This window comes from Pseudarthrobacter sp. TRD_SC_9 (genome assembly GCF_055361265.1).
In genome coordinates, this window is sequence record NZ_CM143956.1 from 1,006,608 (window position 1) to 1,031,090 (window position 24,483).

Annotated in this window: 22 protein-coding genes, 1 tRNA gene and 1 riboswitch; of the genes, 15 read left to right on the plus strand and 8 right to left on the minus strand. The window is 65.2% G+C overall.

Annotation, left to right across the window (positions count from 1 at the left end):
• From ACWA13_RS04820 to ACWA13_RS04860, 9 genes are all read left to right on the plus strand, one after another.
• A complete protein-coding gene (locus tag ACWA13_RS04820) occupies window positions 1-837 on the plus strand; it encodes a M23 family metallopeptidase (RefSeq protein WP_463937022.1) in 837 nt (278 codons plus the stop codon).
• Window positions 838-965: 128 nt separating this feature from the next.
• A riboswitch (cyclic di-AMP (ydaO/yuaA leader) is annotated at window positions 966-1,144 on the plus strand.
• Window positions 1,145-1,205: 61 nt separating this feature from the next.
• Window positions 1,206-1,910 carry a C40 family peptidase gene (locus ACWA13_RS04825; protein ID WP_463937832.1) on the plus strand — a complete coding sequence of 235 codons (705 nt, stop codon included), beginning with the start codon at window positions 1,206-1,208 and terminating at the stop codon, window positions 1,908-1,910.
• 98 nt (window positions 1,911-2,008) lie between these two features.
• A complete protein-coding gene (locus ACWA13_RS04830; RefSeq protein ID WP_463937023.1) occupies window positions 2,009-2,788 on the plus strand; it encodes an NlpC/P60 family protein in 780 nt (259 codons plus the stop codon).
• A gap of 206 nt (window positions 2,789-2,994) precedes the next feature.
• Entirely contained in the window at window positions 2,995-3,495 is a 501-nt protein-coding gene (locus ACWA13_RS04835; RefSeq protein WP_463937024.1) for an HNH endonuclease, read from the plus strand.
• An 89-nt stretch (window positions 3,496-3,584) separates the two neighbouring features.
• Complete coding sequence (gene mobA / locus ACWA13_RS04840) at window positions 3,585-4,268, plus strand: molybdenum cofactor guanylyltransferase (protein ID WP_463937025.1); 684 nt, start codon at window positions 3,585-3,587, stop codon at window positions 4,266-4,268.
• Window positions 4,249-4,590 (plus strand): DUF6457 domain-containing protein, encoded by a 342-nt coding sequence (locus ACWA13_RS04845; RefSeq protein WP_463937026.1) that lies wholly within the window; start codon window positions 4,249-4,251, stop codon window positions 4,588-4,590. The genes mobA and ACWA13_RS04845 overlap by 20 nt, the downstream gene beginning before the upstream one ends.
• A complete protein-coding gene (locus tag ACWA13_RS04850) occupies window positions 4,587-5,915 on the plus strand; it encodes a molybdopterin molybdotransferase MoeA (RefSeq protein WP_463937027.1) in 1,329 nt (442 codons plus the stop codon). The genes ACWA13_RS04845 and ACWA13_RS04850 overlap by 4 nt, the downstream gene beginning before the upstream one ends.
• Window positions 5,916-6,051: 136 nt before the next feature.
• The gene (fdhD, locus tag ACWA13_RS04855; RefSeq protein ID WP_463937028.1) at window positions 6,052-6,987 is read left to right on the plus strand and encodes a formate dehydrogenase accessory sulfurtransferase FdhD; all 936 of its coding nucleotides are present in this window, start codon (window positions 6,052-6,054) and stop codon (window positions 6,985-6,987) included.
• Window positions 6,988-7,054: 67 nt separating this feature from the next.
• Window positions 7,055-10,081: an alpha-mannosidase gene (locus ACWA13_RS04860; protein ID WP_463937029.1), complete on the plus strand. Its 3,027-nt coding sequence runs from the start codon at window positions 7,055-7,057 to the stop codon at window positions 10,079-10,081.
• A 171-nt stretch (window positions 10,082-10,252) separates the two neighbouring features.
• Here ACWA13_RS04860 and ACWA13_RS04865 read toward each other — a convergent pair whose 3' ends face one another.
• Together ACWA13_RS04865 and ACWA13_RS04870 are read right to left on the minus strand one after the other, a co-directional pair.
• Window positions 10,253-10,987, minus strand: coding sequence for a hypothetical protein (locus ACWA13_RS04865; RefSeq protein ID WP_463937030.1), 735 nt, complete (start codon window positions 10,985-10,987; stop codon window positions 10,253-10,255).
• Window positions 10,984-11,718, minus strand: coding sequence for a hypothetical protein (locus ACWA13_RS04870; protein ID WP_463937031.1), 735 nt, complete (start codon window positions 11,716-11,718; stop codon window positions 10,984-10,986). The genes ACWA13_RS04865 and ACWA13_RS04870 overlap by 4 nt, the downstream gene beginning before the upstream one ends.
• 203 nt (window positions 11,719-11,921) lie before the next feature.
• Here ACWA13_RS04870 and ACWA13_RS04875 point away from each other — a divergent pair, with 203 nt between their 5' ends.
• Together ACWA13_RS04875 and ACWA13_RS04880 are read left to right on the plus strand one after the other, a co-directional pair.
• The gene (locus ACWA13_RS04875; RefSeq protein WP_463937032.1) at window positions 11,922-13,586 is read left to right on the plus strand and encodes an ABC-F family ATP-binding cassette domain-containing protein; all 1,665 of its coding nucleotides are present in this window, start codon (window positions 11,922-11,924) and stop codon (window positions 13,584-13,586) included.
• Complete coding sequence (locus ACWA13_RS04880) at window positions 13,583-15,490, plus strand: ABC transporter ATP-binding protein (RefSeq protein WP_463937033.1); 1,908 nt, start codon at window positions 13,583-13,585, stop codon at window positions 15,488-15,490. Before ACWA13_RS04875 ends, ACWA13_RS04880 begins: the two co-directional genes overlap by 4 nt.
• A 4-nt stretch (window positions 15,491-15,494) precedes the next feature.
• On the opposite strand, the gene ACWA13_RS04885 is transcribed toward ACWA13_RS04880, so the two are convergent.
• Complete coding sequence (locus tag ACWA13_RS04885) at window positions 15,495-15,899, minus strand: NUDIX hydrolase (protein WP_463937034.1); 405 nt, start codon at window positions 15,897-15,899, stop codon at window positions 15,495-15,497.
• Window position 15,900: 1 nt separating this feature from the next.
• A tRNA-Arg gene (locus tag ACWA13_RS04890) sits at window positions 15,901-15,973 on the minus strand.
• Window positions 15,974-16,043: 70 nt separating this feature from the next.
• On the opposite strand from ACWA13_RS04890, the gene ACWA13_RS04895 reads away from it, so the two are divergent.
• Complete coding sequence (locus ACWA13_RS04895) at window positions 16,044-16,808, plus strand: DUF998 domain-containing protein (RefSeq protein WP_463937035.1); 765 nt, start codon at window positions 16,044-16,046, stop codon at window positions 16,806-16,808.
• Here ACWA13_RS04895 and ACWA13_RS04900 read toward each other — a convergent pair.
• The 4 genes from ACWA13_RS04900 to ACWA13_RS04915 all read right to left on the minus strand — a co-directional run bounded on the left by ACWA13_RS04900 (window position 16,784) and on the right by ACWA13_RS04915 (window position 20,207).
• Window positions 16,784-17,206: a hypothetical protein gene (locus ACWA13_RS04900; RefSeq protein WP_463937036.1), complete on the minus strand. Its 423-nt coding sequence runs from the start codon at window positions 17,204-17,206 to the stop codon at window positions 16,784-16,786. The genes ACWA13_RS04895 and ACWA13_RS04900 overlap by 25 nt on opposite strands.
• 9 nt (window positions 17,207-17,215) lie before the next feature.
• Window positions 17,216-18,697, minus strand: a complete 1,482-nt coding sequence (locus ACWA13_RS04905; protein ID WP_463937037.1) for an alpha/beta hydrolase family protein — start codon at window positions 18,695-18,697, stop codon at window positions 17,216-17,218.
• Window positions 18,694-19,485: a hypothetical protein gene (locus tag ACWA13_RS04910; protein WP_463937038.1), complete on the minus strand. Its 792-nt coding sequence runs from the start codon at window positions 19,483-19,485 to the stop codon at window positions 18,694-18,696. Before ACWA13_RS04910 ends, ACWA13_RS04905 begins: the two co-directional genes overlap by 4 nt.
• 89 nt (window positions 19,486-19,574) lie before the next feature.
• The gene (locus ACWA13_RS04915) at window positions 19,575-20,207 is read right to left on the minus strand and encodes a hypothetical protein (protein ID WP_463937039.1); all 633 of its coding nucleotides are present in this window, start codon (window positions 20,205-20,207) and stop codon (window positions 19,575-19,577) included.
• Between the two features lie 33 nt (window positions 20,208-20,240).
• Between ACWA13_RS04915 and ACWA13_RS04920 the strand changes: the two genes are divergently transcribed.
• Genes ACWA13_RS04920 through ACWA13_RS04930 form a run of 3 tightly spaced genes read left to right on the plus strand, consistent with a single transcriptional unit; the run spans window position 20,241 to window position 24,359 of the window.
• Entirely contained in the window at window positions 20,241-21,068 is an 828-nt protein-coding gene (locus ACWA13_RS04920) for an inositol monophosphatase family protein (protein ID WP_463937040.1), read from the plus strand.
• Between the two features lie 48 nt (window positions 21,069-21,116).
• On the plus strand, window positions 21,117-23,648 hold the full coding sequence (gene pcrA / locus ACWA13_RS04925; protein WP_463937833.1) for a DNA helicase PcrA: 2,532 nt from the start codon (window positions 21,117-21,119) through the stop codon (window positions 23,646-23,648).
• 24 nt (window positions 23,649-23,672) lie between these two features.
• The gene (locus tag ACWA13_RS04930; protein WP_463937834.1) at window positions 23,673-24,359 is read left to right on the plus strand and encodes a hypothetical protein; all 687 of its coding nucleotides are present in this window, start codon (window positions 23,673-23,675) and stop codon (window positions 24,357-24,359) included.
• Window positions 24,360-24,483: the final 124 nt, after the last annotated feature.

Consider the following 24,483-nt stretch of genomic DNA (forward strand, 5'->3'; position numbering starts at 1 on the left):
TTGAGCACGCAGAATTACAGGGGCCGCCGTCGCGCCGTCGGCTCCGCTTCGCAGCCACGGGTTGCTGAAGTCCCACTCGCGGACCGTCCCCGGGACCCGCAACGGGAAGCGCGCCGCCACCGGAGCCCGTTCCGGCAGCTTACTGACTTCGCTGCCGCCAGCGGCATCGGCCAGAAGGCCGGCATCGGGCTGGCCGCCACGGGCCTGATCCTGACGATTACCGTCCCCGTGACCAGTCCGGTACTCGCCAATTCCACCCTTCCCATTGCCGCAACCAGTGCTTCTGCCGCCGTTGTTGCGGCGCCACAGCCCGACATTTCCGCGGAATCGGCAGCGCAGGTCGACTTCAGCCGCACGGCCGTCACTACGCAGGGCGATCCTGACGGAAAGCTCAAGCAGCTCCTCAGCGCCCAGGCCGCGGCTGCCGTGACCCCGGCCGCCTCCGTGGGCACCCTGGCTGGCCCGCTGGCCTCACTGACCACGGTTTCCCCTTACGGTTACCGCGTCAGCCCGATCACCGGAGGAACCGGCGACTTCCACCGTGGAACCGACTTTGCGGCCCAGTGCGGCACCCAAGTGCTCGCCGCCGCAACCGGCACTGTCACCTTCGCAGGCTGGCACCCCTACGGCGGCGGCAACCGTGTTGTAGTGGACCACGGCAACGGCCTGGAGACCACCTACAACCACCTGTCGTCCTTCAAGGCGTCGGTAGGCCAGAAGGTCAGCCGCGGCGACGTCGTGGCTTTCAGCGGCACCACAGGCGCTTCCACCGGCTGCCACCTCCACTTTGAGGTGCAGGTCAACGGTGAAGTCGTCGATCCCGCCGGCTGGCTGTAACCAAACGATGAACCGCTCTCGTTTCTTTGCAACACGCCGTGACCTGAATGTGACATTGAAGAAGAACTGCTGTACCGTCTAAACCGCGTCAACTTTTCCGAAGTTGACGTTCTTGAGTGGATTGCCTAACTCTGCCACCGCCCAAGGTCCGTTCGCATGACATCGTCTGGCAGAGACGGGGGAACCAAATATGGCCTTCTTTGGAAGGCCTTGGGGTTAAGTCGCAAAGCTTCCTTGGAAGTGGCGCGGCCGGGTGAACTCCCATCCGAATCCGACAGCTCACCTCGCAGGCATTGGGAGAGGCTACTTACGTGTCGTCACGCCATAATCTTGCGCGCCACCGCGCCCAGCCGGTGCGCATCAACCCCATGGGAACTGTTTCGAAGGCCGTCAGCGCCAATGCCGGGACCGTAGGTCGTCAGGCAGCGGTTATTGCAGCAGCTTCCGGCCTTATCCTCAGCATCGGCCTTCCGGCCAACGCAGCAGACAGCACGGTAGGCGTCTCCGCCTCCCTTGAGTCGGCTTCCCAGACTTCACTGGCTGTCACGGCCGCCCCCACGGCCACCGTGTCGTTCGAGCGCCCCGTGATCACCACCGTCGCCGCCCCCGTGATTGAAGTCATTGAGCCCCGGTCCAACGACGAAGACGACGAAGCAGCAGGGGCAACCACCGCTACCGCTACCGCCACTGCCGCTACCGCAGTCACCACCAAAGCTCCCGAAGCTCCGGTTGCCACCTCGGCTGCAGCCTCAGGCCTGGCAGCTATTGCCTACACCGGCATCGGCAGCCCCTACGTCTGGGGTGGCAACACTCCCGCCGGCTGGGACTGCTCCGGCTTTACCCAGTGGGTCTACGCTCAGGCCGGCATCTCCATTCCGCGCACCGGTGCCTGGAACGCCATGACCCCCACGGGCGACCCGCAGCCGGGTGACCTCGTCATGCAGAACGGTGGCGCACACGTTGGCATCTACGTCGGCAACGGCATGATGATCAGCGCGCTGAACCCGTCCCAGGGCACGCTGCTGCATTCAGTAGCCGCCACGGGTTCGTCCTCCTTCTACACCCTCCGCTAAATCCCCGTTCGGGGCTTGCCTGCGTACCCCAAAAACGCCGCCACGCTCAAAACCTCGTGCCGCCCAACCGGCTAGAGGATTCGAAAGAGAGATCCCCAATGTCATCAAGTGCGTCTGCACGGCACCGCGCGGAGGTCACCAAGACCAGCGCGTTGGCCATCATTGCCAAGACCGTCGGCGACAACGCCGGCGGCGTGGGCCGTCAGGCCGCTGTCATTGCAGCGGCCTCCGGCCTTGTTTTGAGCAGCGGCGTTGCCGCCAACGCCGCTGACTCCGGTATTCAGCGTGAAGCGGCCACGGCCTCGGCGGTGGATGTCCGGTCATCGGTTCCGGCAGTCATCACCGCGGCCTCCAGCATTGCCATCTCCTTTGAGCGGCCTGCAGTAACCACCACGCCGGCCCCCGTCGAAGAAGAGCCGGCACCTGCTGTTGAGGTCAAGGCAGCCCCGGAAGAAGCAGCCCCGGAAAAAGAAGTCGCAGCAGCGCCGGTGGTCCGGCAGGCGGTGGCCGCTTCCACGGCTGCCCCGGCTCCGGCCGCCGCTTCCACCGGGCTCAACTCCACCATCCTGGCCGCCGCCTACGCGCAGATCGGCGTTAACCAGGACTGCACCATGCTCGTCACCAACTCGCTGGCAGCAGTGGGCATCCACTTCCACGACTGGCCGGCCGGTTACCTGTCCCTGGGACGCACCGTCAGCGCAGCCGAGGCCCAGCCGGGCGACATCATCTACTACGCCGACGGTGGCGCGGGCGTTGCACACGTAGCGATCTACGCTGGAAACGGCCAGGCTGTCCACGGCGGCTACAACGGCAACCAGACAGTCCTCTTCAGCGTCAACGTTGGTTCCGGGCCGGTTTTCATCCGCGTCAACGGCTAACAGCTCCCCGTGAGATGCGGCAGGGACTTCCACTTTGGTGGGAGTCCCTGCTGCATTTAACTTCAGGACACGGTCTTTACCGGACGCCCGATTAGCCCTAAACGGCCTGCGGTGTTTACTCTGGACTTGTCGATCCATAGCCCGGACATGCCGAGGGCAGCCGGCCCTCGTGCCCCTGACGGGTGCGGCCGTGAAGAGGTATGTGCATGCGCACTCTCGTTCTGAATGCTGGATATGAACCGCTGGCGGTTATCACCTTCCGCCGGGCGCTGGTGCTTGTGCTCACAGGAAAAGCCAGTGTGGTTGCTGAGGGGGAGGACCCCGTCGTCGGACCACAGGAAATACTGGGCAGACCCTCCGTGATCCTGCTCAATCGCTACATCCGTCCCCGCTACAACAGGGCGACGGCGGTCAGCCGCCGTGGCGTGCTTCGCCGCGACGGACACCGCTGTGCCTATTGCGGCAAGGCGGCGCACACCATTGACCACGTGCACCCTAAGTCACGTGGCGGGGCTGACTCCTGGGAGAACCTGGTTGCCGCGTGCCTGCGCTGCAACAACGCCAAGGGCGATCACACCCCGGCGGAAATGGGCTGGAAGTTGCGCTTTGTCCCGGAACCTCCACAGGGCACCATATGGCAGATCAAGGAGCTGGAAAAGCCTGCACCGGCATGGGATCCCTTCCTGCTGCCGGAAAACGCCGCCTGACCAGCAGCCCTCGGGTGTCACCTTCGTCCTGCACGGCATAGACCGCCACCCGGGGCGAAGTTGGGCAGCCTGGGAGGTACGCTGGGGCGGTGGATTACGATGCCCTGATTTTGGCAGGAGGACGCTCTGCCCGGCTGGGCGGGGTGCCTAAGTCCAGGTTGCTCTATGATGGCGTCGCGCTGCTGGATCGGACGGTTGCCGCCGCTCGGGGAGCGCAGCGGATTGTGGTAGTTGGACCCGCGGACCAGTTGCCCCCGGAAGTGTTGCACGCGCGCGAAGACCCGCCATTCAGTGGGCCAGCAGCTGCCATAGCCGCCGGGCTTGCCGCCCTTTCGCGGAATCGCCATCCCATGGCTTTCACCTTGGTCCTGGCGTGCGATATGCCGCTGGTGAGCCTGGCCGTTCCCGCCCTCCTGAAGGCTTGTGCTGCCGGATCGGGACTCGGAGAGCAAGGCTTCGAGGGCATCGCTGCGGTCTCGCCCGACGGCCGTCGCCAGCCGCTTGCCGCCCTTTATAGCACTGCCCTGCTACAAAAAAACGCTGACGAAATGTCCTCGCTCGGAAAACTCACGAACGGCTCGGTCCGGGCTCTCCTTGCTAATCTTGACGTGGTGACTGTCCCGGTCCCCGAGGGTTCCACGGACGACGTCGATACCTGGGCTGATGCTGAGGCCTTAGGAATTGAGCGGGCAGACCCACCAAACGGATCCGGCCAGCGCCTGGATGAAGCTACCTTGGAGGCAGACGGTGAAGATGCAGGACGAGATTCTTGAGGACTGGAGCAAGTTCCTGCTCGCTGCCTTCGAACTGGAGGGCGTGGAAGTTGACGTAAGTGCTGTCCTGTCCCTGGCCGGGATCGCCGCGCACTCAATCGTCCGTCCAGCGGCCCCGCTGACCACCTTTATTGCCGGTTACGCTGCCGGTAAGGCCGCAGGCGCCGGCCAGTCCACGGCGCCGGCGGCCATGGCTGCCGCCATGGAGATGGCCCGGAAGCTCGCAGCGGAGTATCCACGAACCGGGAGCGCCACAGATAATTCCGCCGGAACCGGGCCCGCTGCCACTGACGCGGCGCCGGTGGTGGACTCTCCCGAATGACGCCGGATACGCCAGTTCCGCCGCACCACCACGCCCATACCTGGGACGAAGCCCGGCAGTCAGCCCTCAACAGCGCGGTTCCCATCCCGCCAGCCCCCGTGCCCCTGCGGCAGGCGGTGGGCCGCGAGCTTGCGGAGGACGTGCCGGCGCTGCAGGACATGCCGCACTACGCCTCATCCGCCATGGATGGCTGGGCTGTCAACGGCTCCGGGCCCTGGATCCCTGTGGAGCGCGGTCAGCGGCTGGCCCCGCACCAGGCCAGCCCCATTGCCACCGGCGGCCTGGTGCCGCCCGGTGCCAAAGCAGTGCTGCGCATTGAGAGTGCGGCGCTGGGCACCGATGAAGACGGCTTGCCGGTGTTGCAACTGGGCGGCACGGCACGTCCCGGCGAACCACGCAATGGCCAGCACATCCGTAAGGCGGGGGAGGAAGCCGCTGCCGGTGAACTGCTGATCAAAAGCGGCGTTACCCTCAACCCTGCCCACATTGCCCTGGCCGCCCTGGCCGGTTATGACGAGCTTGTGGTCCGGGGCAAGGCGGTAGTGAAACTGCTGCTGACCGGCTCGGAAGTGGTGGACAGCGGACTCCCGGAGCCGGGTAAGGTCCGGGACACGTTCGGCCCCCAGCTGGCCGACGTCGTGAGAATGATGGGCGGCGTGCCCGGCGGGGCGCTGCGGGTTGGTGACAGCTATGAGGAATGGCTCGCTGCACTGGAGGACCAACCCGGTGAAGAACCGGCCGACGTCGTTATCACCACCGGCGGCACCGGCCGCTCCGATACAGATCACCTGCGCCGGGCCGTTGCTGAGCTGGGTGGCCGGCTGGTTATTGACGGTATCGCCATGCGGCCCGGGCACCCAGCGGTGTTGGCCGAGCTGCCGGACGGCCGCCTGATACTTGGGCTGCCCGGGAACCCGCTGGCGGCCATGATGGCGCTCTGTACGGTCGGCTGGCCGCTCCTTGCCACACTTGGCAATGGCAGGCCAATGATCGTCAGGGAAGTACCTTGCGGGACCATCATGGAGCCGCAGCTGGGCCATACCCGCCTGTTGCCCTTCCGGATGCTCTACGGCATGGCGTCTCCCGCGCAACACACCGGCGCCGGAATGATGCGCGGCCTCGCTTCCGCCGATGGTGTGATGGTGGTCCCGCCACACGGCGTCCAGCTCGGCGAGCCTGTGCCGGCGTTTGCCTTGCCCTGGACTCCGGAGCTGCGCACGGTCGAGGATGCAAAGGCCAAGGAAAAACCCGCTGCCCGGAAACAGCGCCGGAGTAATACCGCCAAGCCCGCCGGTCCGGTGGACTGGAGCGCCCTCCTCGATTGACGCATTTGGTGGCGCCGGGATGAACACCTTGGGATGATGGAAGGATGAACAGGCGCCCGCCCCAAGAGGACACCAACAAGGACCACCTTCACGCCCACGCGCCGAAGGACAGCCCCGACGAAGAGAGCCGTAACCCATGGGACGTGTAACCCAGCGCCGCCGGATCCACCGCTACGTCCTGGACGGTTCGCCGGCCGCCGTCGAATTTCCGGTGCGGAACCGTGAAGATGTCCTGGCCGTGGAAGAGCCGCTGGAGATCCGGCTGGGCCAGATGTCCTTCTCGGTGACCATGCGGACGCCCGGGGACGATTTTGACCTCGTGGCCGGTTTCCTGGTGTCCGAAGGCGTGATCTGGGAACCCGAGCAGTTGGTTTCCATGCGGTTCTGCGCAGGGGAGAACGAGGACGGCGTGCAGACCTTCAACGTCGTTGAAGCCCAGCTGCGCCCGGACGTTGTCCTTCCGGAGCGGGGCCGGAACGTTTTCACCAGCAGCTCGTGCGGTATCTGCGGAACTGACTCGATCGACGCCGTCCGGAAGTCCTCTCACCACGAGCCCAAGGGTGACGGGATGGCTATTCCGGCGAAGGTTCTGGCGTCCTTGCCGGACCGCCTCCGTGAAGCCCAGAGCCTCTTCGACGCTACCGGTGGTGTGCACGCGGCAGGTCTTTTCCGCGTGATGGACGACGGCGGCGTGCAGCTGCTCTGCCTACGCGAGGATGTAGGGCGCCACAATGCCGTGGACAAGGTGGTGGGGTGGGCCCTGCGCCAAGGACTATTGCCGCTGCACAACCTGGTGCTGCAGGTATCCGGACGGGCTTCCTTTGAGCTGGTCCAGAAGGCGGCGCTGGCCGGAATTCCGGTGCTCGCAGCGGTGAGCGCACCGTCCAGCCTGGCGGTGGAGCTGGCGGACTCGGCGGGGATGACCCTGGTGGGCTTCAGCCGCGGCAGCAGCCTGAATGTTTATGCAGGCCGGTCCCGGATTGCTCTGCCGGACGCTGCCCCTGCCACCGCCGTTGAGTCGCCGCCCGAGGCGGAATCCTCCCCGAAGCCCGGCTTGGATATTGTGGCCTGAGACAGTAGATTTTGTCCATCGATTGGACACGTCTTATACGGATCCAGCAATCAAATGAGGCCAAACATTGCACGACGACCGCCGGCTCACGGAAGTCCGTCTCGACCGCTTTATGCGCGAGCGCATCGCCACTGCCGTTTATGCCCGCAGTACGCCGCTTTCTCTGACCAGCTGGGACGTTCCCGACGAGCCAGTGCCGGTGGAGGAAGCCCTGCAACAGAAGTTCTGCCACCAGGAACCGGGCGCTGCCTGGGGCAAGCCGTGGAGCACCATGTGGTTGCGCCTCCAGGGCGAAGTTCCGCACCACTGGGGCACTGAGCCCGGTACCGCCGTCGAGATTGTGGTGGACCTGGGCTTCACGCAGGAGACCCCCGGGTTTCAGTGTGAGGGTATTGCGTGGCGCCCCGACGGTACCCTTATCAAGGCCATTTCGCCCCGGAACCAGTACATCCCGCTTAAGCTCCTGGGCTCCGGGTTGGCTATCGATTTTTACGTTGAAGCTGCCGCCAATCCGGACGTTGCCCAAGGGTGGACCTTCGCGGCAACCCCTTACGGCGACAAATCCACTGCCGGCAGCGCGCCGCAGTACCGGCTCGGCAATATAGTCATCGCAGAGCTGAACCAGGCCGTCTGGGAGCTGCAGCAGGACGTGTGGACTCTGCACGGGCTGATGCATCAGCTGCCCCTGGAACTGCCCCGCAGGTACCAGATCCTGCGTGCCCTTGAGGACATGATGGACGTTGTGGACCCGGACGACGTCGGCGGAACGGCTGCCGCCGGAAGGCAGGCGCTCGAAGAAGTGCTCAGGCAGCCCGCGTATGCCTCTGCACATCAATTAGTGGCCACCGGGCACGCTCATATCGACTCGGCCTGGCTGTGGCCCGTCCGCGAAACCATCCGCAAGTGCGCCCGTACCTTTTCCAACGTGGTGGCCCTGATGGAGGACTACCCGGACTTCGTCTTCTCCTGCTCCTCGGCCCAACAGCTTGCCTGGATCAAGGAGTACTACCCTGACCTGTTCCGCCGGGTCAAGGAAAAGGTGGCGGCCGGCCAGTTCGTGCCTGTGGGCGGGATGTGGGTGGAATCAGATACCAATATGCCTGGCGGCGAAGCCATGGCGCGGCAGTTCATCGAGGGCAAGGGCTTTTTCCTGGAGGAATTCGGCGTGGACTGCCAGGAGGCCTGGCTGCCCGATTCCTTCGGATACTCCGCGGCCCTGCCCCAGATCGTCAAGGCAGCGGGAAGCCAGTGGTTCCTGACCCAGAAAATCTCCTGGAACCAGGTCAACCGGATGCCGCACCACACCTTCAACTGGGAGGGCATCGACGGCACGCGGCTCTTCACGCATTTTCCGCCCGTGGACACCTACAACGCGGAGCTCAGTGCACGCGAGCTGGCCCATGCCGAGCGGAATTACCGCGACCATGGCCGCGGCAACTCCTCGCTGGTGCCTTTTGGCCACGGCGACGGCGGCGGCGGGCCCACCCGGGAAATGCTCGCTGCAGCCCATCGGACCGCCAGTCTGGAAGGCTCACCGAAGGTCCGGATCGGCACCGCGGAGAGCTTCTTCCAGCAAGCCCGTGAGGAGTATGAAGGCCTGCCGGTCTGGGTAGGGGAGATGTACCTGGAGCTGCACCGCGGCACCTACACCAGCCAGGCCCGCACCAAGCTCGGCAACCGGCGCAGCGAGCACCTGCTACGGGAAGCCGAACTGTGGTGTACCACAGCCGCCGTGCGCCATGCCGGGAATTTCACGTACCCGGCCGCTGAACTGAAGCGGCTCTGGCGGCTGGTGCTTCTCCACCAGTTCCATGACATCTTGCCCGGCAGCTCCATCGCCTGGGTGCACCAGGACGCCGAGCGGAACTACCAGGCCATCGCCGCGGCTCTGGAGCGGATTATCGCCACCGCTGCGGCCGCACTGACAGGACCGGGCCCGCGCACGCTGTCGCTGAACGCTGCGCCGCATTCGCGCGGCGGTGTACCGGCTCTGGCCATTGCGGAAGCCGTAACCAGCGAAACCCCGGTGCAGGTAGCGCAAACGGAGGGCTCGGTAGTGCTGGACAACGGCCTGATCCGGGCAGAGCTCGATTCCGCCGGGCTGCTCATTTCGCTACGCGACCACGCCACGGGGCGGGAGGCCATTGCCCCCGGCGAAGCCGGCAACCACCTTGAACTGCACCGGGACACCCCCAACGAATGGGACGCCTGGGACATCGACGAGTTCTACCGGCGCAACGTCACCTCCATCCGGGAGGCGCAGAGCCTGGCCGTGGAGCAACAGCCGGGTGCCGCCGTCGTGGTGGTGGAGCGGCTGGCCGGAAAATCACCGGTGACCCAGCGCATCACCCTAGCGGCCGGCAGCCCATCGCTGGCCATCACTACCAGCGTGGATTGGCAGGAGCGCGAGAAGCTGCTCAAGTTGGGATTCCCGCTGGATGTCAGGGCAGACCGCTCGGCGTCCGAAACCCAGTTCGGCCACGTGTACCGGCCAACCCACGTCAATACGTCCTGGGAAGCAGCCAAATTCGAGATTTGCGCGCACCGCTGGATCCACGTTGGTGAGCCGGGCTACGGGGTGGCCATCGCCAATTCTTCAACGTATGGACATGACGTCACCCGGGGAGTAAGGAACGACGGCGGCACTACCACCACGGTGCGCCTGTCCCTGTTGCGCGCCGCTAAATTTCCGGATCCGGCAGCTGACCAGGGAATGCATGAGCTGACTGTTACGGTCCGGCCCGGCGCCGGAATCGCCGAGGCCGTCGAGGAAGGCTACCGGACCAATCTTCTGCCGCGGCTGGTGCAGGGCGGACACGGCGTGGAGCCGCTGTTCACCGTGGACAATCCGGCGCTGGTGATTGAGGCGGTGAAGCTGGCCGAAGACGGCTCCGGCGATGTGATTGTGCGGCTTTATGAATCGCTGGGCCAGCGATCCACCGGCACCCTGACTGCAGGCTTCGCGGTTACCGGAATCCGGGCCGTGGATCTACTGGAACGGCCGCTTGAACTGGCCGGGATGGAGACCGAAGGCCCTGCTGCCCGGCTTTCCCTGAACCCGTTCAAACTGGTGACGCTGCGCTTCGTCCGTTAAACAGGCTGAGTGGGGGCGGGTCCCCAACGGCCCGCCACCACTCATCCCCCCAATGTGCGTGAGAGCTAACCCGGGTGCAAGAAACAATCCCCGTTCGCAACACCTAAGCTCAGGCACTTTCACACATTCATGATTATGCCATCCTCTAATGATTTTGTGAAAGCCCTTCCGCTACTTTTTTGAAAATGACTTTTTGCTCCGTTGACGGGCGGCGTGAAGCTTGGCAATCCAGATCACGGCAAGGCCGATGACGAAGCACAGGATGGCCGTGTAGTTGGTAACGAACTTCGCGGTTCCGAGCTCGGGCGGCAGCCAGGGAAATGACATGGTCAGGACGATTGCCACGGATCCGATACCCAGGAGCAGGGCCCCGAGGCGTACCAGCAAGGGCAGGCTGCTGCGCACTGCCCTTGCCATGGCCGGAACCAGGACCAGCGAAACATACGCCGGATATAGCCGCCCGGCGGCGGCGTAGAACTCTACCAGCGCAGCGTTCCTCTCATTCTTGCCTGCCACCTGGCTCATCCCTACGGACGAACCAGTGGTATCCGTCAGCAGGAAGGTAATGATGACGACAACACTGCACATGGCCAGCGCCACAATTCCGGGCTTCCCGGTGACCAGCCGGTACTCCCTGACAGCGCCGAAGCCCTTGGTGATCTTCACGCCGAGGAAAAAGATAGCCCCGAAGATGACGAGGCGCAGCAGGAGGTTGGCGATGTTCATGCCGCCGAGTGCCCGGTCAATGGCCAGATACGGACCTTCAATGCTGAGCAGGATCGCAAGCGTAATCAGCGCGAAGATGAAGAAGAGGGAACGGTTGTCGCGGCGCAGGGCACTGGGGAGGCGGGCGATGGTGACGGCGGCGCAGACGGCGAGCGTTACCCATTGGAGCGTTGCGATCATCCGAGGTTCTCCCAGATCATGTCAGTTTGTTCCTGGTCCTGTTCCTGTCGCCGCAGGGTGCGGCCCAAGGCCTGCAGCCGTTCACCGGCCAGGGAGACCAGCCGGGAGTCGGACATCGTGTTCAAGGCAGCACGCCTCGCGTCCGGGTGCCAGCCGGCTTCAAGTTCAGTGACCAGTCCGCTGGCTACCAGTCCCGTGGTGGGACAGGCGCCTGCGGCCTCAGCTGTGGCCAGCGCAAGCTCCGGGGTGAGCCGGTTGGCAGTGAGCTGCGCCGAATAGTTCTGTGGAGCAATGCCGGTGGCGGCCGCCACGCGGTGCCGGAGCTCGCCATCGTCAACGGCATCAACCCAGTTCTTTACCGAAGTGCTGTGCGGGACGGGCCCCAGCGGCGGAGCCTCTTCCGGCGTGCCACCAGGTTCGGTGGCCGAGCGCGCCAGGACGGTCCGGAGCAGGTCAGTGGTGGACACCTGGCTGACCAATTCCTCTGCCGACGGCGGGGTGGCCGGGCCGGCCAGGACCCGAAAGGCCTCGAAGGTGGACAGCGCTGCCACCGGGTTCACGCCATAAGCGCGGCTGATGGCCACAACGGAGGACTCGGCAACTTTGCCCCGGACCATCTGCTGGGCAAGAGTGGTCCGCTTGATGCCGGATACCCGGCAGACGTCAGCCGCACTGGTATCCGGGGCGATGCCTTGCAGCCAGCGCTGGAACGCCTTGGCGGGAAGTGGCATGAGGGGCCTCTACTGGACGGCGACTGGATTGGATGACTCCACGATCTTAGTCTCATTTGCTGCCAGGACCACCGACGACTAGTATTAATGGTCGAACCCGTTGGTCCGTACACCCCCCAAGTCCGGATCAACGGGTTCTTTTATGCCCGGGCGCTGGTTGGGCTGTGCTGGTTGGCCCTTCGGGGCGGTGAGAGGATGGACCCATGACTGCAACGCTCGTAGCCAAAGACCTTGCCGGAGGCCACGATCACCGCACCTTGTTCAGCGGACTGTCGCTGACTGTCGCCCCGGGCGATGTTGTAGGCGTCGTGGGAGCAAACGGGGCAGGAAAATCCACACTGCTGCGGCTCCTCGCCGGGGTGGACGAGCCGCAGGGCGGCAGTGTCAGCCTGGCACCCTCGGACGCCTTCGTCGGCTGGCTGCCCCAGGAACATGACCGCATCCCTGGTGAAAGCATTGCCGGATACATTGCCCGCCGCACCGGTTGCGCCCAAGCCACGGCGGACATGGAAGCCACCGCAGCAGCGCTTGGCTCCGCCGCCCCCGGTGCCGACGATGCCTATGCGGCCGCTTTCGACCGCTGGATGGCCTCCGGAGCTGCTGACCTGGATGACCGGATCCCGGCCATGCTCGCGGATCTTGGCCTGGAAACCGGCACTGATGCCGAAATGACCGCGCTGTCCGGCGGCCAGGCCGCCAGGGTGGCGCTCGCCGCGCTGCTGCTGAGCCGCTTTGATGTGGTGCTGCTGGATGAACCCACGAACGATCTGGATCTCAACGGGCTGGAACGCCTGGAAACCTTTGTCCGAGGCCTGCGCGGCGGTGCGGTGCTGGTGTCCCACGACCGCGAATTCCTGGCCCGCTGCGTTACCACCGTGGTGGAGCTGGACCTCCCCCAGAACGCGGTCAACGTCTACGATGGCGGGTACGACTCCTACCTGGCCGAACGCGAAGTAGCGCGTCGGCACGCCCGTGAACGCTACGAGGAATTCGCGTCCACCAAAGCGGATCTGGTGCAGCGCACCCGCACCCAGCGTGAGTGGAGCTCCCAGGGCGTACGCAACGCCATGAAGAAGAGCCCGGACAATGACAAGATCCGCCGGGCGGCCAGTGTCGAATCGTCGGAGAAGCAGGCGCAGAAGGTGCGGCAGATGGAGTCCCGGATCGCCCGCCTGGACGAGGTGGACGAGCCCCGCAAGGAATGGCAGCTGCAGTTCAGCATTGGCCAGGCCCCGCGGTCCAGTTCCGTCGTTGCCACCCTGCGCGACGCCGTCGTCCGTCGCGGTGAATTCACCCTGGGCCCGGTCAACCTGCAGCTCAACGCCGGCGAGCGGATCGGTATCACCGGTCCCAACGGCGCCGGGAAGTCCACCCTGCTCAGGCTCCTTTTGGGTGTCCAGGAGCCGGATGAGGGCGCTGCCTCGCAGGGCGCTTCGGTGGCCGTCGGCGAAATCGACCAGGCACGCGGACTGCTGGCCGGGCACCTGCTTTTGGGTGACGCCGTCGAAGCCGTCCTGACGGACATGAACCCCGCCGAAGTCCGTACGCTGCTGGCAAAGTTCGGCCTGAAAGCGGACCACACCGGACGGAGCGTGGATTCATTGTCGCCGGGGGAGCGCACCCGCGCTGCCCTGGCGCTGCTGCAGGCCCGCGGAGTCAACCTGCTGGTCCTGGACGAGCCCACCAACCATCTGGACCTTCCCGCGATCGAGCAGCTGGAACAGGCGCTGGAAAGCTACGACGGTGCGCTCCTGCTGGTCACCCACGACCGCCGCCTGCTCGCCAACGTACGCCTGGACACCCACTGGCATGTCGACGCCGGCAAGGTCACCGAAGTGCTGGCAGGAACCGGAGAACGCAAACAGTGAGCATGGAACGGGTGGCCTGGGGGTCGCTGTACAACATCACCCGGGCCAAGAGCGGCTCCAAGCCGTTCTCAAAGGAAACGCTGAAGCGGGTGCTGGGCTTTGCCCGGCCGCACCGGGGAAAACTGATCGCCTTTGTGCTTCTCTCTGTGGTGCTGGCGTTCCTGGCTGTTGCCACTCCTGTCCTGGCCGGCCAGGTGGTCAACGCCATCGTGGCCAAGGCCGGCGCGGACCAGGTGATCCGGCTGGCGTTGCTGATTGCCGGGGTCGCGATTGCCGAGGCCGCCATTGGACTGGTGAGCCGCTGGTTCTCCGCGACGATCGGCGAAGGCGTCATCCTGGATTTGCGCACCAGGGTCTTTGACCACGTGCAGAAAATGCCCATTGCGTTCTTCACACGCACCAGGACGGGCGCGTTGGTCAGCCGGTTGAACAACGATGTAATCGGCGCGCAGTCCGCTTTTGCCGGCACGCTGTCCGGGGTGGTCAGCAACGTTGTCTCACTGATCCTCACGCTCGTGGTCATGCTCGGGACTTCGTGGCAGGTTACCCTGCTGGCCATGATCCTTCTGCCCGCCTTCCTGATTCCCGCGCGCCGGATGGGGTCCAAGCTGGCGGACCTGCGCCGCGAGGCCGCGGAACACAACGCCACTATGGGCACCCAAATGACCGAGCGTTTCTCTGCACCCGGCGCCACCCTGGTCAAGCTGTTCGGCCGCCCGGACGAGGAATCGCACGAGTTCGCTGTTCGCGCCGGCCGGGTTCGGGACATTGGCGTCCGCACCGCCATGCTGCAGTTCACCTTCGTCACAGCACTGACGCTGGTCTCCGCGCTGGCGCTCGCGCTGGTCTATGGCCTGGGCGGCTGGTACGCCATCACGGGGCAGTTGGCGCCAGGCGACGTTGTAGTGCTGGCCCTGCTGCTAACCCGCCTCTACGCGCCGCTCACCGCACTGTCCAACGCACGGGTGGAGATCATGAGTGCGCTGGTCAGCTTTGAGCGCGTGTTTGAGATCCTGGACCTGTTGCCGCTGATCCAGGAGAAGCCCGACGCCGTTGCCATCCCGCCGGGTCCGGTTTCCGTCGAGTTCGACGACGTCCGGTTCTCCTACCCGTCAGCAGACAAGGTTTCGCTCGCCTCCCTTGAGGACGTGGCCACTCTGGACACCCGCGGCGGCGAGGAAGTGCTGCACGGCATCAGTTTCCGGGTGGAACCGGGGCAGACGGTGGCACTGGTGGGCTCCTCCGGGGCCGGAAAATCCACCATCGCCCAGCTGCTGGCAAGGCTTTACGACGTCGACTCCGGGGCCGTGCGCCTGGGCGTTGGCTCCCAAGAGACAGACGTCCGGGACGCAACCTTCGAGTCGCTGCGGGCGACGCTCGGCATGGTCACACAGGACGGCCACCTCTTCCACGAGTCCATCGCCTCCAACCTGCGGCTCGCCAGACCCGACGCAACCGAAGACCAGATGTGGGAAGCCATCCGGCAGGCCCGCCTGGAGCCCATGATCCGCTCGCTGCCCGACGGCCTCGACACCGTGGTGGGCGAACGCGGCTACCGGCTTTCCGGAGGCGAACGGCAGCGGCTGACCATCGCGCGCCTGCTGATCGGCCAGCCCCGCGTGGTGATCCTCGACGAGGCGACCGCCGCGCTGGACTCCACCAACGAAGCAGCCGTGCAGGCGGCACTGGGGGCTGCGCTGGAAGGCCGTACCGCCGTCGTGATTGCCCACCGGCTCTCCACCATCCGCGCCGCCGACCTCATCCTGGTGGTGGAGGACGGCAGGATCGTGGAGCGTGGCACACACGGTGCGTTGCTCGCCGAGTCCGGACGTTATGCCGAGCTGTACAGGACCCAGTTCCAGGAAGCCACAGCCGCCGTACAAGAGGCCGTGCCAGAGGTCTAGCGCCTTAACGCCTCAGCATAGGCAGGACGTGGTCCGTCAGCAGGGGAGCGAGATCCCCGGGGAGGGCAGCATGCAGGTCCAGCCAGCGGATCTCGGCGATCTCGGCTGACGGTACGGCCTCCCACACGCCCGGTGCGGAGAAAACTGTTGCTTCGATGTCCGTGGCGGCCTCGTTGGCGGCGTCGGCGATCCAGACGCCCAACAGCGTGAGGTCAGCGGGGGTAAGAACGATGCCCACTTCTTCAGCAAGTTCGCGGGCTGCGGCTTCGACGGCGGTCTCGCCCGCTTCAGGCTTGCCGCCCGGATGCATGAACTTGTCGGTGCCGCGCTTCCGCACGGTGAGCAGGTGCCCGTCAGCGTTGTAAACGCACACGGCGGACACGATGATGCGGGGATTCTGGGGGATCAAGTGCCCTCGATTGGAATCGAACCAACGACACCGGCTTTAGGAGAGCCGTGCTCTATCCACTGAGCTACGAGGGCCTGTGTCCGGGGCGTAACGGCCCGGGCACGGATACCAGCATACAAGGTACCGGGGTACTACGCTCAAACCATGAGTCCAGCCGGCACCGTGGCCTATATCCCGGACACTGCATCCACCAGGCAATACATCGGCGCGTGGTCCGTGCTCAGCGTCCTGCAGTATTTCGCCGCCGAAGCCGCGGTGATCGGGGCTTGGGCCGGGCCGGCGCCCTACAGCAGGCTGACCGGTTACATCAGCGACCTTGGCGCCTGGCATTGTGGGATCTACGACGGGCGGAATGTTTGCTCGCCCTTGAACTGGCTGATGAATGCCTCATTCGTGGTCCAGGGCCTGGGTATGCTGCTGGGCGCGCTGCTGCTCTCCTCCGGGCTGCTGTGTGTTGCAGGAAGGTCCGGCGTGCTGGTGGCGCCCGGCCACGGCAGGCCCTGGTCCGCAGCCGTTGCCGTGCGTTTCCTGACGGCAGCGGCCGGAGCAGGAACCGTTCTGGTAGGCCTGGTCCCGGAGGACGCCGGTTCCATCCTGCATTTTGCCGGAGCGGTGATGTACTTCCTGGCCGGAGCGCTGGCGCTGCTGGTCCTGGGTTTCCTGTGGCTGAGGCAAACGCCGTGGGCGTGGTTCCTGCTCGCCTGCGCGGTAGTGTCCCTTGGCGCCCTGGCGACGGGAGGGGTGACGGCCATGGATGTTCCGCTTCCGGGCCTGCTCGAACGGCTGATGGCCTACCCGGTCACACTGGGGATGGCTGCGGCCGGCCTGGTGGTGGCGCGTCGCATCCACCGGCACCGTGTTCAACTGCGCGCGGCCCGGGAGGGTTATCCGGCCAGGAACTCACGGTAGCTTGACAGCGTCCCAGTGCCCTCGTAGCCCAGATCCGACGGCGATACAGCTGTCTGTCCGTCCTGCGATATGACCTGCAGGGCAAGGTTGGTCTCCGGATCGCCATCGGCAGCCCTGATGACCGCCGGGAAGGCTTGTTCCAGCACTCCTTCCAGCACGGCCGGGTCTGAAGAATCCGCGTAGACGAACAGGTCAGCGGTGCTGCCCATGCCGGCCGTCGACTTGTAACTGGAGTCCACACGCTCCACATGGTCCAGGTCTTCGACGGCGGCACGGTACTTCGCCGCATAATCCTCGTCGCTGGTGCCGCCAGGGTCAGCCGGGCCGCCGGGGCTGCAGGCAGCCAGCGCCAGGATAAGCAGCAGGCACGTGGCCGGTATCAATCGGATTTTGCTCATGCCCCGAGCCTACTGCTCACGGGAAATGCCATACGCAGAGGAGGACACCTGGCCGGGATCATCGGTGAGGAACGGATCCATGGACGGGTGGTTGGCGTACCCGGCCAGCAACCCGGAATCCTGGTGCTCGAGGACTGAATCCGTGTACTTGTTGTAGTCGTGGTTGGCGGTGAGGCTGCCAGGACCTGCGCCGTCGGGGGTGGGCAGGGTGACCACGGTGGCATTGTGGCTGCTGCTCCATGGGGTTGCGGGCATGCCGGCGATGAGCGGGGGTTTGTCGTTGCCCAGATCCAGCCGGGGCACCAGGTCGTACTCGTGCTGGATGGACACAGCCTGGACACTGTCCGGGATCCGGGCTGAATCGATGGGAGCGCCGTACACTGCGACGTTGGTGACGTTGAAGTCTTCACGGAAGCCGTCGTCCGAGGCCAGCGCCGCCGCTGTCAGCCCGCCTTGTGAGTGGCCCACGAGCATCACGGGGGCATCGCTGGGGATGCCGGCGTTTTCCATGGCCAGCTGTACCGCCCGCGACGCCGTTGACAGGTCACCGGAGGCGGAGGACAGGTTCCCCACGGTATCCATGGGGTTGGTTCCGGATTGGACGTTCCACTCGCTCGTTCCCGGAATGGCCACGATGTAGGCGGGACCGTCAGCGTTGTTCACAGTGGTGATGCGGATGGCGGCATCGGGCGTTCCGGACTTGCCGACGTCGTCGTAGGCAGAAGTTACTCCACCCATGATCGCGGACAGGCTCTCCGGGACCGGAGTGTTGCGATGACCGGCGACGGCGGGATCGTCACCCACGCCAACACCCTGGCCTTCAGTGGCGGTGGGTGAGCCGTCGTCCAGCAGGTGGGGATGGTACTGGCCGGAGGTGGCCACGGTGGCCAGGAAATTCAGCTGGCCGGCGGCCACCTGGGTGCCCGCGGTAACCAACTCGGTGATGGAGGGCGGTTCGCCGGTGGTGAGGTAGTCCCAACCCAGCCGGCCGAAGTCCGCATAGCTGTTGAGTTGGTCCCCGGCGGCATCAGAAAGGTTGTCCCAGCTGGTTTCCACCGCTCCCGTGACGCTGTCCTTGACGTTGCCGACTCCATCCTTGAAGTTGCCCCACAACGAGTCATCGTCCTTCTCATCCGGTTCTTCCCGGTCCTCGGGTTTTGCCGGCTCATTGGGTGCCGGCTGCGGCGAAGGTCCTTCGCCGGAGCCTCCACCGGTACCCCCGCCGGCCGCCGGGTTGCTGGCTTCCTCCTGTTGCCGGACATTGTCCCGGACACTTTCGGCGGCGGCCAGCAGGGCCCGTGCGGCGGCCAGGAGTTGCTGATTATGTCCGTTCCAGTCGTTCCGGAAGCCGGCACCGTCCGTGCCTGCCCAGTCCGCGTTGCGGATCATGGGAGTCAGCTGCGTGCTCAGCAGGGAGAATCGTTCGCCGGCCCGGCCGAGCTGCTGCGCCAGCTCCCTGCCCTGCTCCAGGTCCATTCCGTAGAGACTCACAGCTGGCCTCCCTGCCCGGTGGTTCCAGCAGTGTTAGCTCTTCCAGAGGTTCCCGCCGCCAGGAAATCGTGGGCGCCCAGTACGTCCCACACCAGCTGCTCGGCCATCCGGGAGGGCTGCACCGGAGTCAGCACCCCTTCACGGGCACCGCTCGAGGCGGTTTTCACCGCGTACAGGCACTCCGAAAGGGACCACGCCCGGTGCGTACTGTAACGGTCAGGTGATTCCGGGGTACGGGCTTCCACAGCGAAGTGGAAGGTGGCGCGGGGCCGCGATGCTGCCAGCACGACGTCGGACTCTTCAGCGAAGGAACGTGCGGCACTTTCATCCGGGAGCGCAAGCGGGAAGTTGCCGGACACGACCTGCCACAGGTCCCGTTCCGGAAAGACGGTGATCCGGGTGGTGCTGTGAATGGCGGTGACGTGCACAGACCCGCCGGACTCGGCGATGTCCCGGGAGAAGGTGATGGCCAGGCCGTTGCCCTCGGACAGGGCAACCCGGGAATGGACGGAGATGGTGTCCGTGCGGGCAACGCAGCGCAACCGAAGCGGCGCCGCAGCGGCCTGCCGGATCAGCTGCAGCCACTCCGGGACGAGGCTCGTGCTTCCGGAGAACGAGCCGGCCGTGATTCCGGCTGCCCGCAGTTCTTGGTGGAGCCCCTCCAGGGTTTCCGGGTCGAGGCCGCTCAAGCGATCTGACTCACCGCCGGCAAGCTCTGTGGCCAAGGCCCAGGCCAGTGTGCTCAGTTGGTATGACGTGGAGCTGGGGGCCAGGGTGGGACCGGCCATGTTTTCCGCCTCGGGACAGGAGCCTTTCGGCTCGTTTATCGCTACCTCCACAGACTATGAGCAGTGCGTCCGGTTGGCGATGGGCAGAACTATCCCTTTTTGGCGCGGGCAGCCGATGAGTTCAAGAACACGGCGGCACCGCCAACCAGGAGGCTCAGCACCAGGAGCACCCACCCGGCCACGGTGAGGCCCGACGCGAGTGCCACCTGGCCGGTGTCGAGCGCTTCACTGGAAATCACGCCGTCGATCGCCGCGTTGGCCCACAGCCGGGCCACCACAAACAGCAGCGGCACGCCCCACAGGATCCAGCGCAGTGCCTTCCGGGCCACATTGGTGCCGATCAGCAGCAACCACGTGAAGCCGAAAATCAGCGGGAACAACGTGCCGGCGGTCTTGTGGAGGTAATTCAGCTGGCCACGCGCATCGTTGTCCATAGCGGCGCGGAGCTGCTCGATGTAGGCAGCATCGAAACCGCCCAGCAGCGAATCAGGCATGGCCAGGCCATCGGAAATCTGGGAGAGCTGGTTCAGGGTGAGCAGGTGGAGGTACCAGAACAGGAAAAGGCTGGCCACCACACCGGCGATCAGAATCAGGTTGGCGTTGCTGCCCGCCTTCTGCGGGGTCCTGGACGTGGTGGGATTAATCACCGGCGGCAGATGGTGCTGCGGTACCACAGCCTTGGTGCCGTGCTTCTTCATCCGCTGCGCTGGGGTCTTGGCCATAACTTCCATTATTGTCCCGCCTAGACTGTCTGCATGACCACAGGCAGGCACAGCACCCTTGACCTTGATCCCGCCCTCGACGACTTCCAACTCGCTTCCGCGCTGGTGCGGGAAGCGGGCCAGCTTGCCCTGCTGATGCGGATGGCAGGGCTGCAAGGGGAGCGCAAAACCTCAATATCCGACGTCGTTACCGCCGCCGATCACGCCGCTGAAGCATACGTCCTGGAACAGCTTCGCCGCTGCCGGCCTGAGGACGGAGTTGTGGGGGAGGAGGGCGCTGCCTTCGCCGGCAGCAGCGGCCGGACCTGGGTGATCGACCCGGTGGACGGCACCTACAACTTCCTGCACGGCTCCAGCTACTGGTGTTCGGCGCTGGCCCTGAAGGACAGCAATGGCGTGCTGCTGGGCGCCATCTTCCAGCCGGAGGAGGACAAGCTGTGGCTGGGCGGCAAAGGCCGGCCGGCCACGCTTAACGATGCTTTACTTGGCACCTTCGATGCCGACGGGCTCCGCGGCGACCGCCCGCTTGCTGAAATCGGCGCGGCCACCTACATCCATCCGGGCTGGCTCGCCGATCCGATGTGCGCCATGCCGTGGCACGCCGCGGCAACGTCCGCCGCAGCCCTTCGCATGCTGGGCTCCGGGTCCTGCGACCTCGGCCGGGTAGCCGACGGCGAACTGGGCTGCTGGTTCCAGCACAGCTGCCCGGAGTGGGACTGGCTGCCCGGAAAAGCAGTCGTAGAAGCCGCCGGCGGTGCTACGGACACCGTCTCGATCAACGGGCTGGAGTGGTTCATGGCAGGAAGCCCGACGGCGGTACGCCAGTTGCGCGCAGCCCTCGAGACCGGGCGGGTGGGCTAGGAACACCCGCTGTCTGCCCCAGCGCCTAGACTTGTCTACACCATGGATATGTTGTTTGACCCTTACTCCGACGGCCCCTTCAAAGCCGCACCCGCCGCTGCCGCGCGCACCCAAACCCGTGCTTTCAGTGCCGGAGACGGGGTTGGTTTTGGTTCCGGCGGCGCAGCCGGTGCGGGCCCTGAAGCCGCCGGTCCCGGTGACAGTGCAGGTTCTGCCCGCCACAGCGCTCCCGCCCTCGATGCCGCCCGGCTTCTTGAGGGACTGAACCCGCAGCAGGAGGAGGCAGTCAAGCACTCCAGCGGGCCGTTGCTTATTGTGGCCGGCGCCGGCTCGGGAAAAACCCGTGTGCTGAGTAACCGGATCGGTTACCTGATCGCTACTAAGCGGGCCCACCACGGCGAGATCCTGGCCATCACGTTCACCAACAAGGCAGCAGCTGAGATGCGTGAACGTATCGAAGCGCTGGTGGGGCCGCGTGCCAAGGCCATGTGGATTTCCACGTTCCACTCGTCTTGCGTTCGGATCCTGCGCCGAGAGGCAGCGAACGTCGGCCTGAAGTCCAACTTCTCCATCTACGATTCCGCGGATTCGCTGCGGCTGATTACGCTCGTGGCCAAGAACCTGGAACTGGATCCAAAGCGGTTCGCGCCCAAGGCCATCCAGCACAAGATCTCCGCGCTCAAGAACGAACTTATTGACGACGATTCCTACTCGTCCTCGGCCAACCACAGCGATCCCTTCGAGTCGGCCGTGGCAGAGGTCTTCAAGGGGTATACGCAGCGGCTGCGGCAGGCCAATGCCATGGACTTTGATGACCTCATCGCCCAGACCGTCTACATGTTCCGGGCCTTCCCGGCGCTCGCGGAATCCTACCGCCGCCGCTTCCGGCACGTCCTGGTGGATGAATACCAGGACACCAACCACGCGCAGTACGCCCTGGTGCGGGAAATCGTGGGCGAGGGGGAGCAGGCGAGCGAGCTGACCGTCGTCGGCGATTCCGATCAATCCATTTACGCCTTCCGGGGCGCGGACATCCGGAACATTGTGGAATTCTCCAGGGACTATCCCAACGCACGCACCATCAAGCTGGAGCAAAATTACCGGTCCACCCAGAACATCCTCAGCGCCGCCAACTCGGTGATCTCACGCAACCCCAACCGGCCGGAGAAGCGGCTGTGGACCGCGGAGGGGGACGGCCACAAAATCGTTGGCTATGTGGGAGAGAACGAACACGAGGAAGCCCGGTTCATCGCCAAGGAAATCGACAGGCTGCAGGACGAGGACGGCCTGCGTCCGGGCGATGTCGCTATTTTCTACCGGACCAACGCGCAGTCGCGGTCCATTGAAGACGTCCTGGTGCGCGTGGGCTTGCCCTACAAGGTGGTGGGCGGCACCCGTTTCTACGAGCGCAAGGAAATCAAGGACGCCCTCGCCTACCTGCGTGTACTGGTCAATCCGGACGACGACGTCAACCTTCGCCGGGTGCTTAACGAACCCAAGCGCGGCATCGGTGACCGCGCGGAGGGGGCGGTTGCCGCGTTGGCAGAACGCGAGCGAATCTCCTTTATGGCCGCGGCCCGGCGTGCGGACCAGGCGCCCGGCATGGCAACGCGTTCCGTCAACGCTGTGCAGGGGTTTGTGAAGCTGCTGGACGATCTCGCTGTAGTCGCCGCCGGCTCGGGTGCGTCGGCAGCGTTGGAAGCCGTTCTGGAGCAGACCGGCTACCTCGCCGGGCTGCGCGCCAGCACGGACCCCCAAGATGAATCCCGCGTGGAAAACCTGGCTGAACTCGTGGCTGTGGTCCGCGAGTACGAACAGGAAAACCCGGAGGGCTCGCTGGAAGCCTTCCTGGAGCAGGTATCCCTGGTGGCGGATGCCGATCAAATTCCGGATGCCCCCGGGGCCACCGAGGCTCAGGCCGCGGCAGCCGTGGCAGAAGCCCGCCGGCTGGGGGTGGTCACGCTGATGACGCTGCACACCGCCAAGGGACTGGAGTTCCCGGTGGTGTTCCTGACCGGCATGGAACACGGCATCTTCCCGCACTCGCGCTCGGCCACCGATCCCAAGGAACTGGCGGAAGAACGCCGCCTGGCCTACGTGGGCCTTACCCGGGCCCGCAAGCGCCTGTACATCACCCGCTCGGAGGTCCGCAGCCTGTGGGGCCAGAGCCAGTACAACCCCGCCAGCCAGTTCATCGAGGAGATCCCCAGCGACCTGGTGGAGTGGAAGCGCGAGGGTACCAGCCGGAACGCTGCCGGGTGGGGCAGCGGAGCTGGCGTCGGGTCCGACCGTTACAGCGGCTCCTTCTGGGGAGCGGGTGCCGCACGCGGTGCAGCGGCGGACTCGCACGCAGGTTTCAATGCAGACGTTCCGGCGATCATCGCCAAGAACCGCGTGCAGCCGCAGAAGGAAGTCATTGCCGTCAGTGTGGGGGACAGGGTCAACCACAGCAGTTTCGGCAACGGCACGGTACTCGCACTGGAAGGCGCCGGAGATAAAACGGTGGCCAAGGTGAAGTTCAGCGTGGGGGAGAAACGGCTCCTGCTTCGTTATGCACCGCTGACCAAGGTGGAGGCATAGCCTGTGCGGCGTGTTCTCCGGGGGATGCTTGCGGCTCTGCTGCTGCTTGCCATCACGTCCTGCAGCTTCAGCCAGGAAGACCCCAACTACGTGGCGCCTGCACCCTTGCCCGCCATTGAACAGCTGGCACAGGCGCCGCTGGCGGATCCGGCTCCATACTCAGCAGGCCAGGACGTCCTGAGCTTTGTGACGGAGGACCGCAACATTGTGTGTTCGCTGACGTCGGCCCGGGGCGAACACGTCAACCTCCCGTACGAGCCAAACAATTACAGTGACGCCGCCAACAACAAACTGGCCATTGTTCCCGTGGCACATTGCGAGCTGGCGGAGTACCCCAAGCCGGAGCCTGCGGACATCTCCAGCGACTGTGCCGGCACCAATCTGGGCTTCCTTGGTGGCACGGCCATCGCCACGCCGGACAATGCGCGGTATGGCGAATGCCGCTCCGGAGTTACGCAGATGGAAGCGGAATACGGGGCCAACGGCAACGCCAGTGGTCCTGTTTCGGGGCTTCCCGTGCTGCCGGACGGGCAGAACCTGGAACGCAATGGACTGCGATGCTCGGCGTACAACGGCGGGGTGGCCTGCGGGAACGTCTCAGCGGGGGTCGGATTCTTCGTGTCAAAGGGCAAGTATGAACTTGTTTCTGCCCCTGAAAAGGGCATCGAAACGGCCGCTGGTACCGCCGAAACCAGCCCAAAAACCCCGTAATTACGCGGTTTTTCTACGCTTCATAGAATAGTGTCGTTACTCACAGAACGGGTAGTCTAGGTCCGGCGGGTGTCCGCGAAGGACTAGAGTTCCCAGTGGAGCATTACGCCGCGCGGCTCGTTTT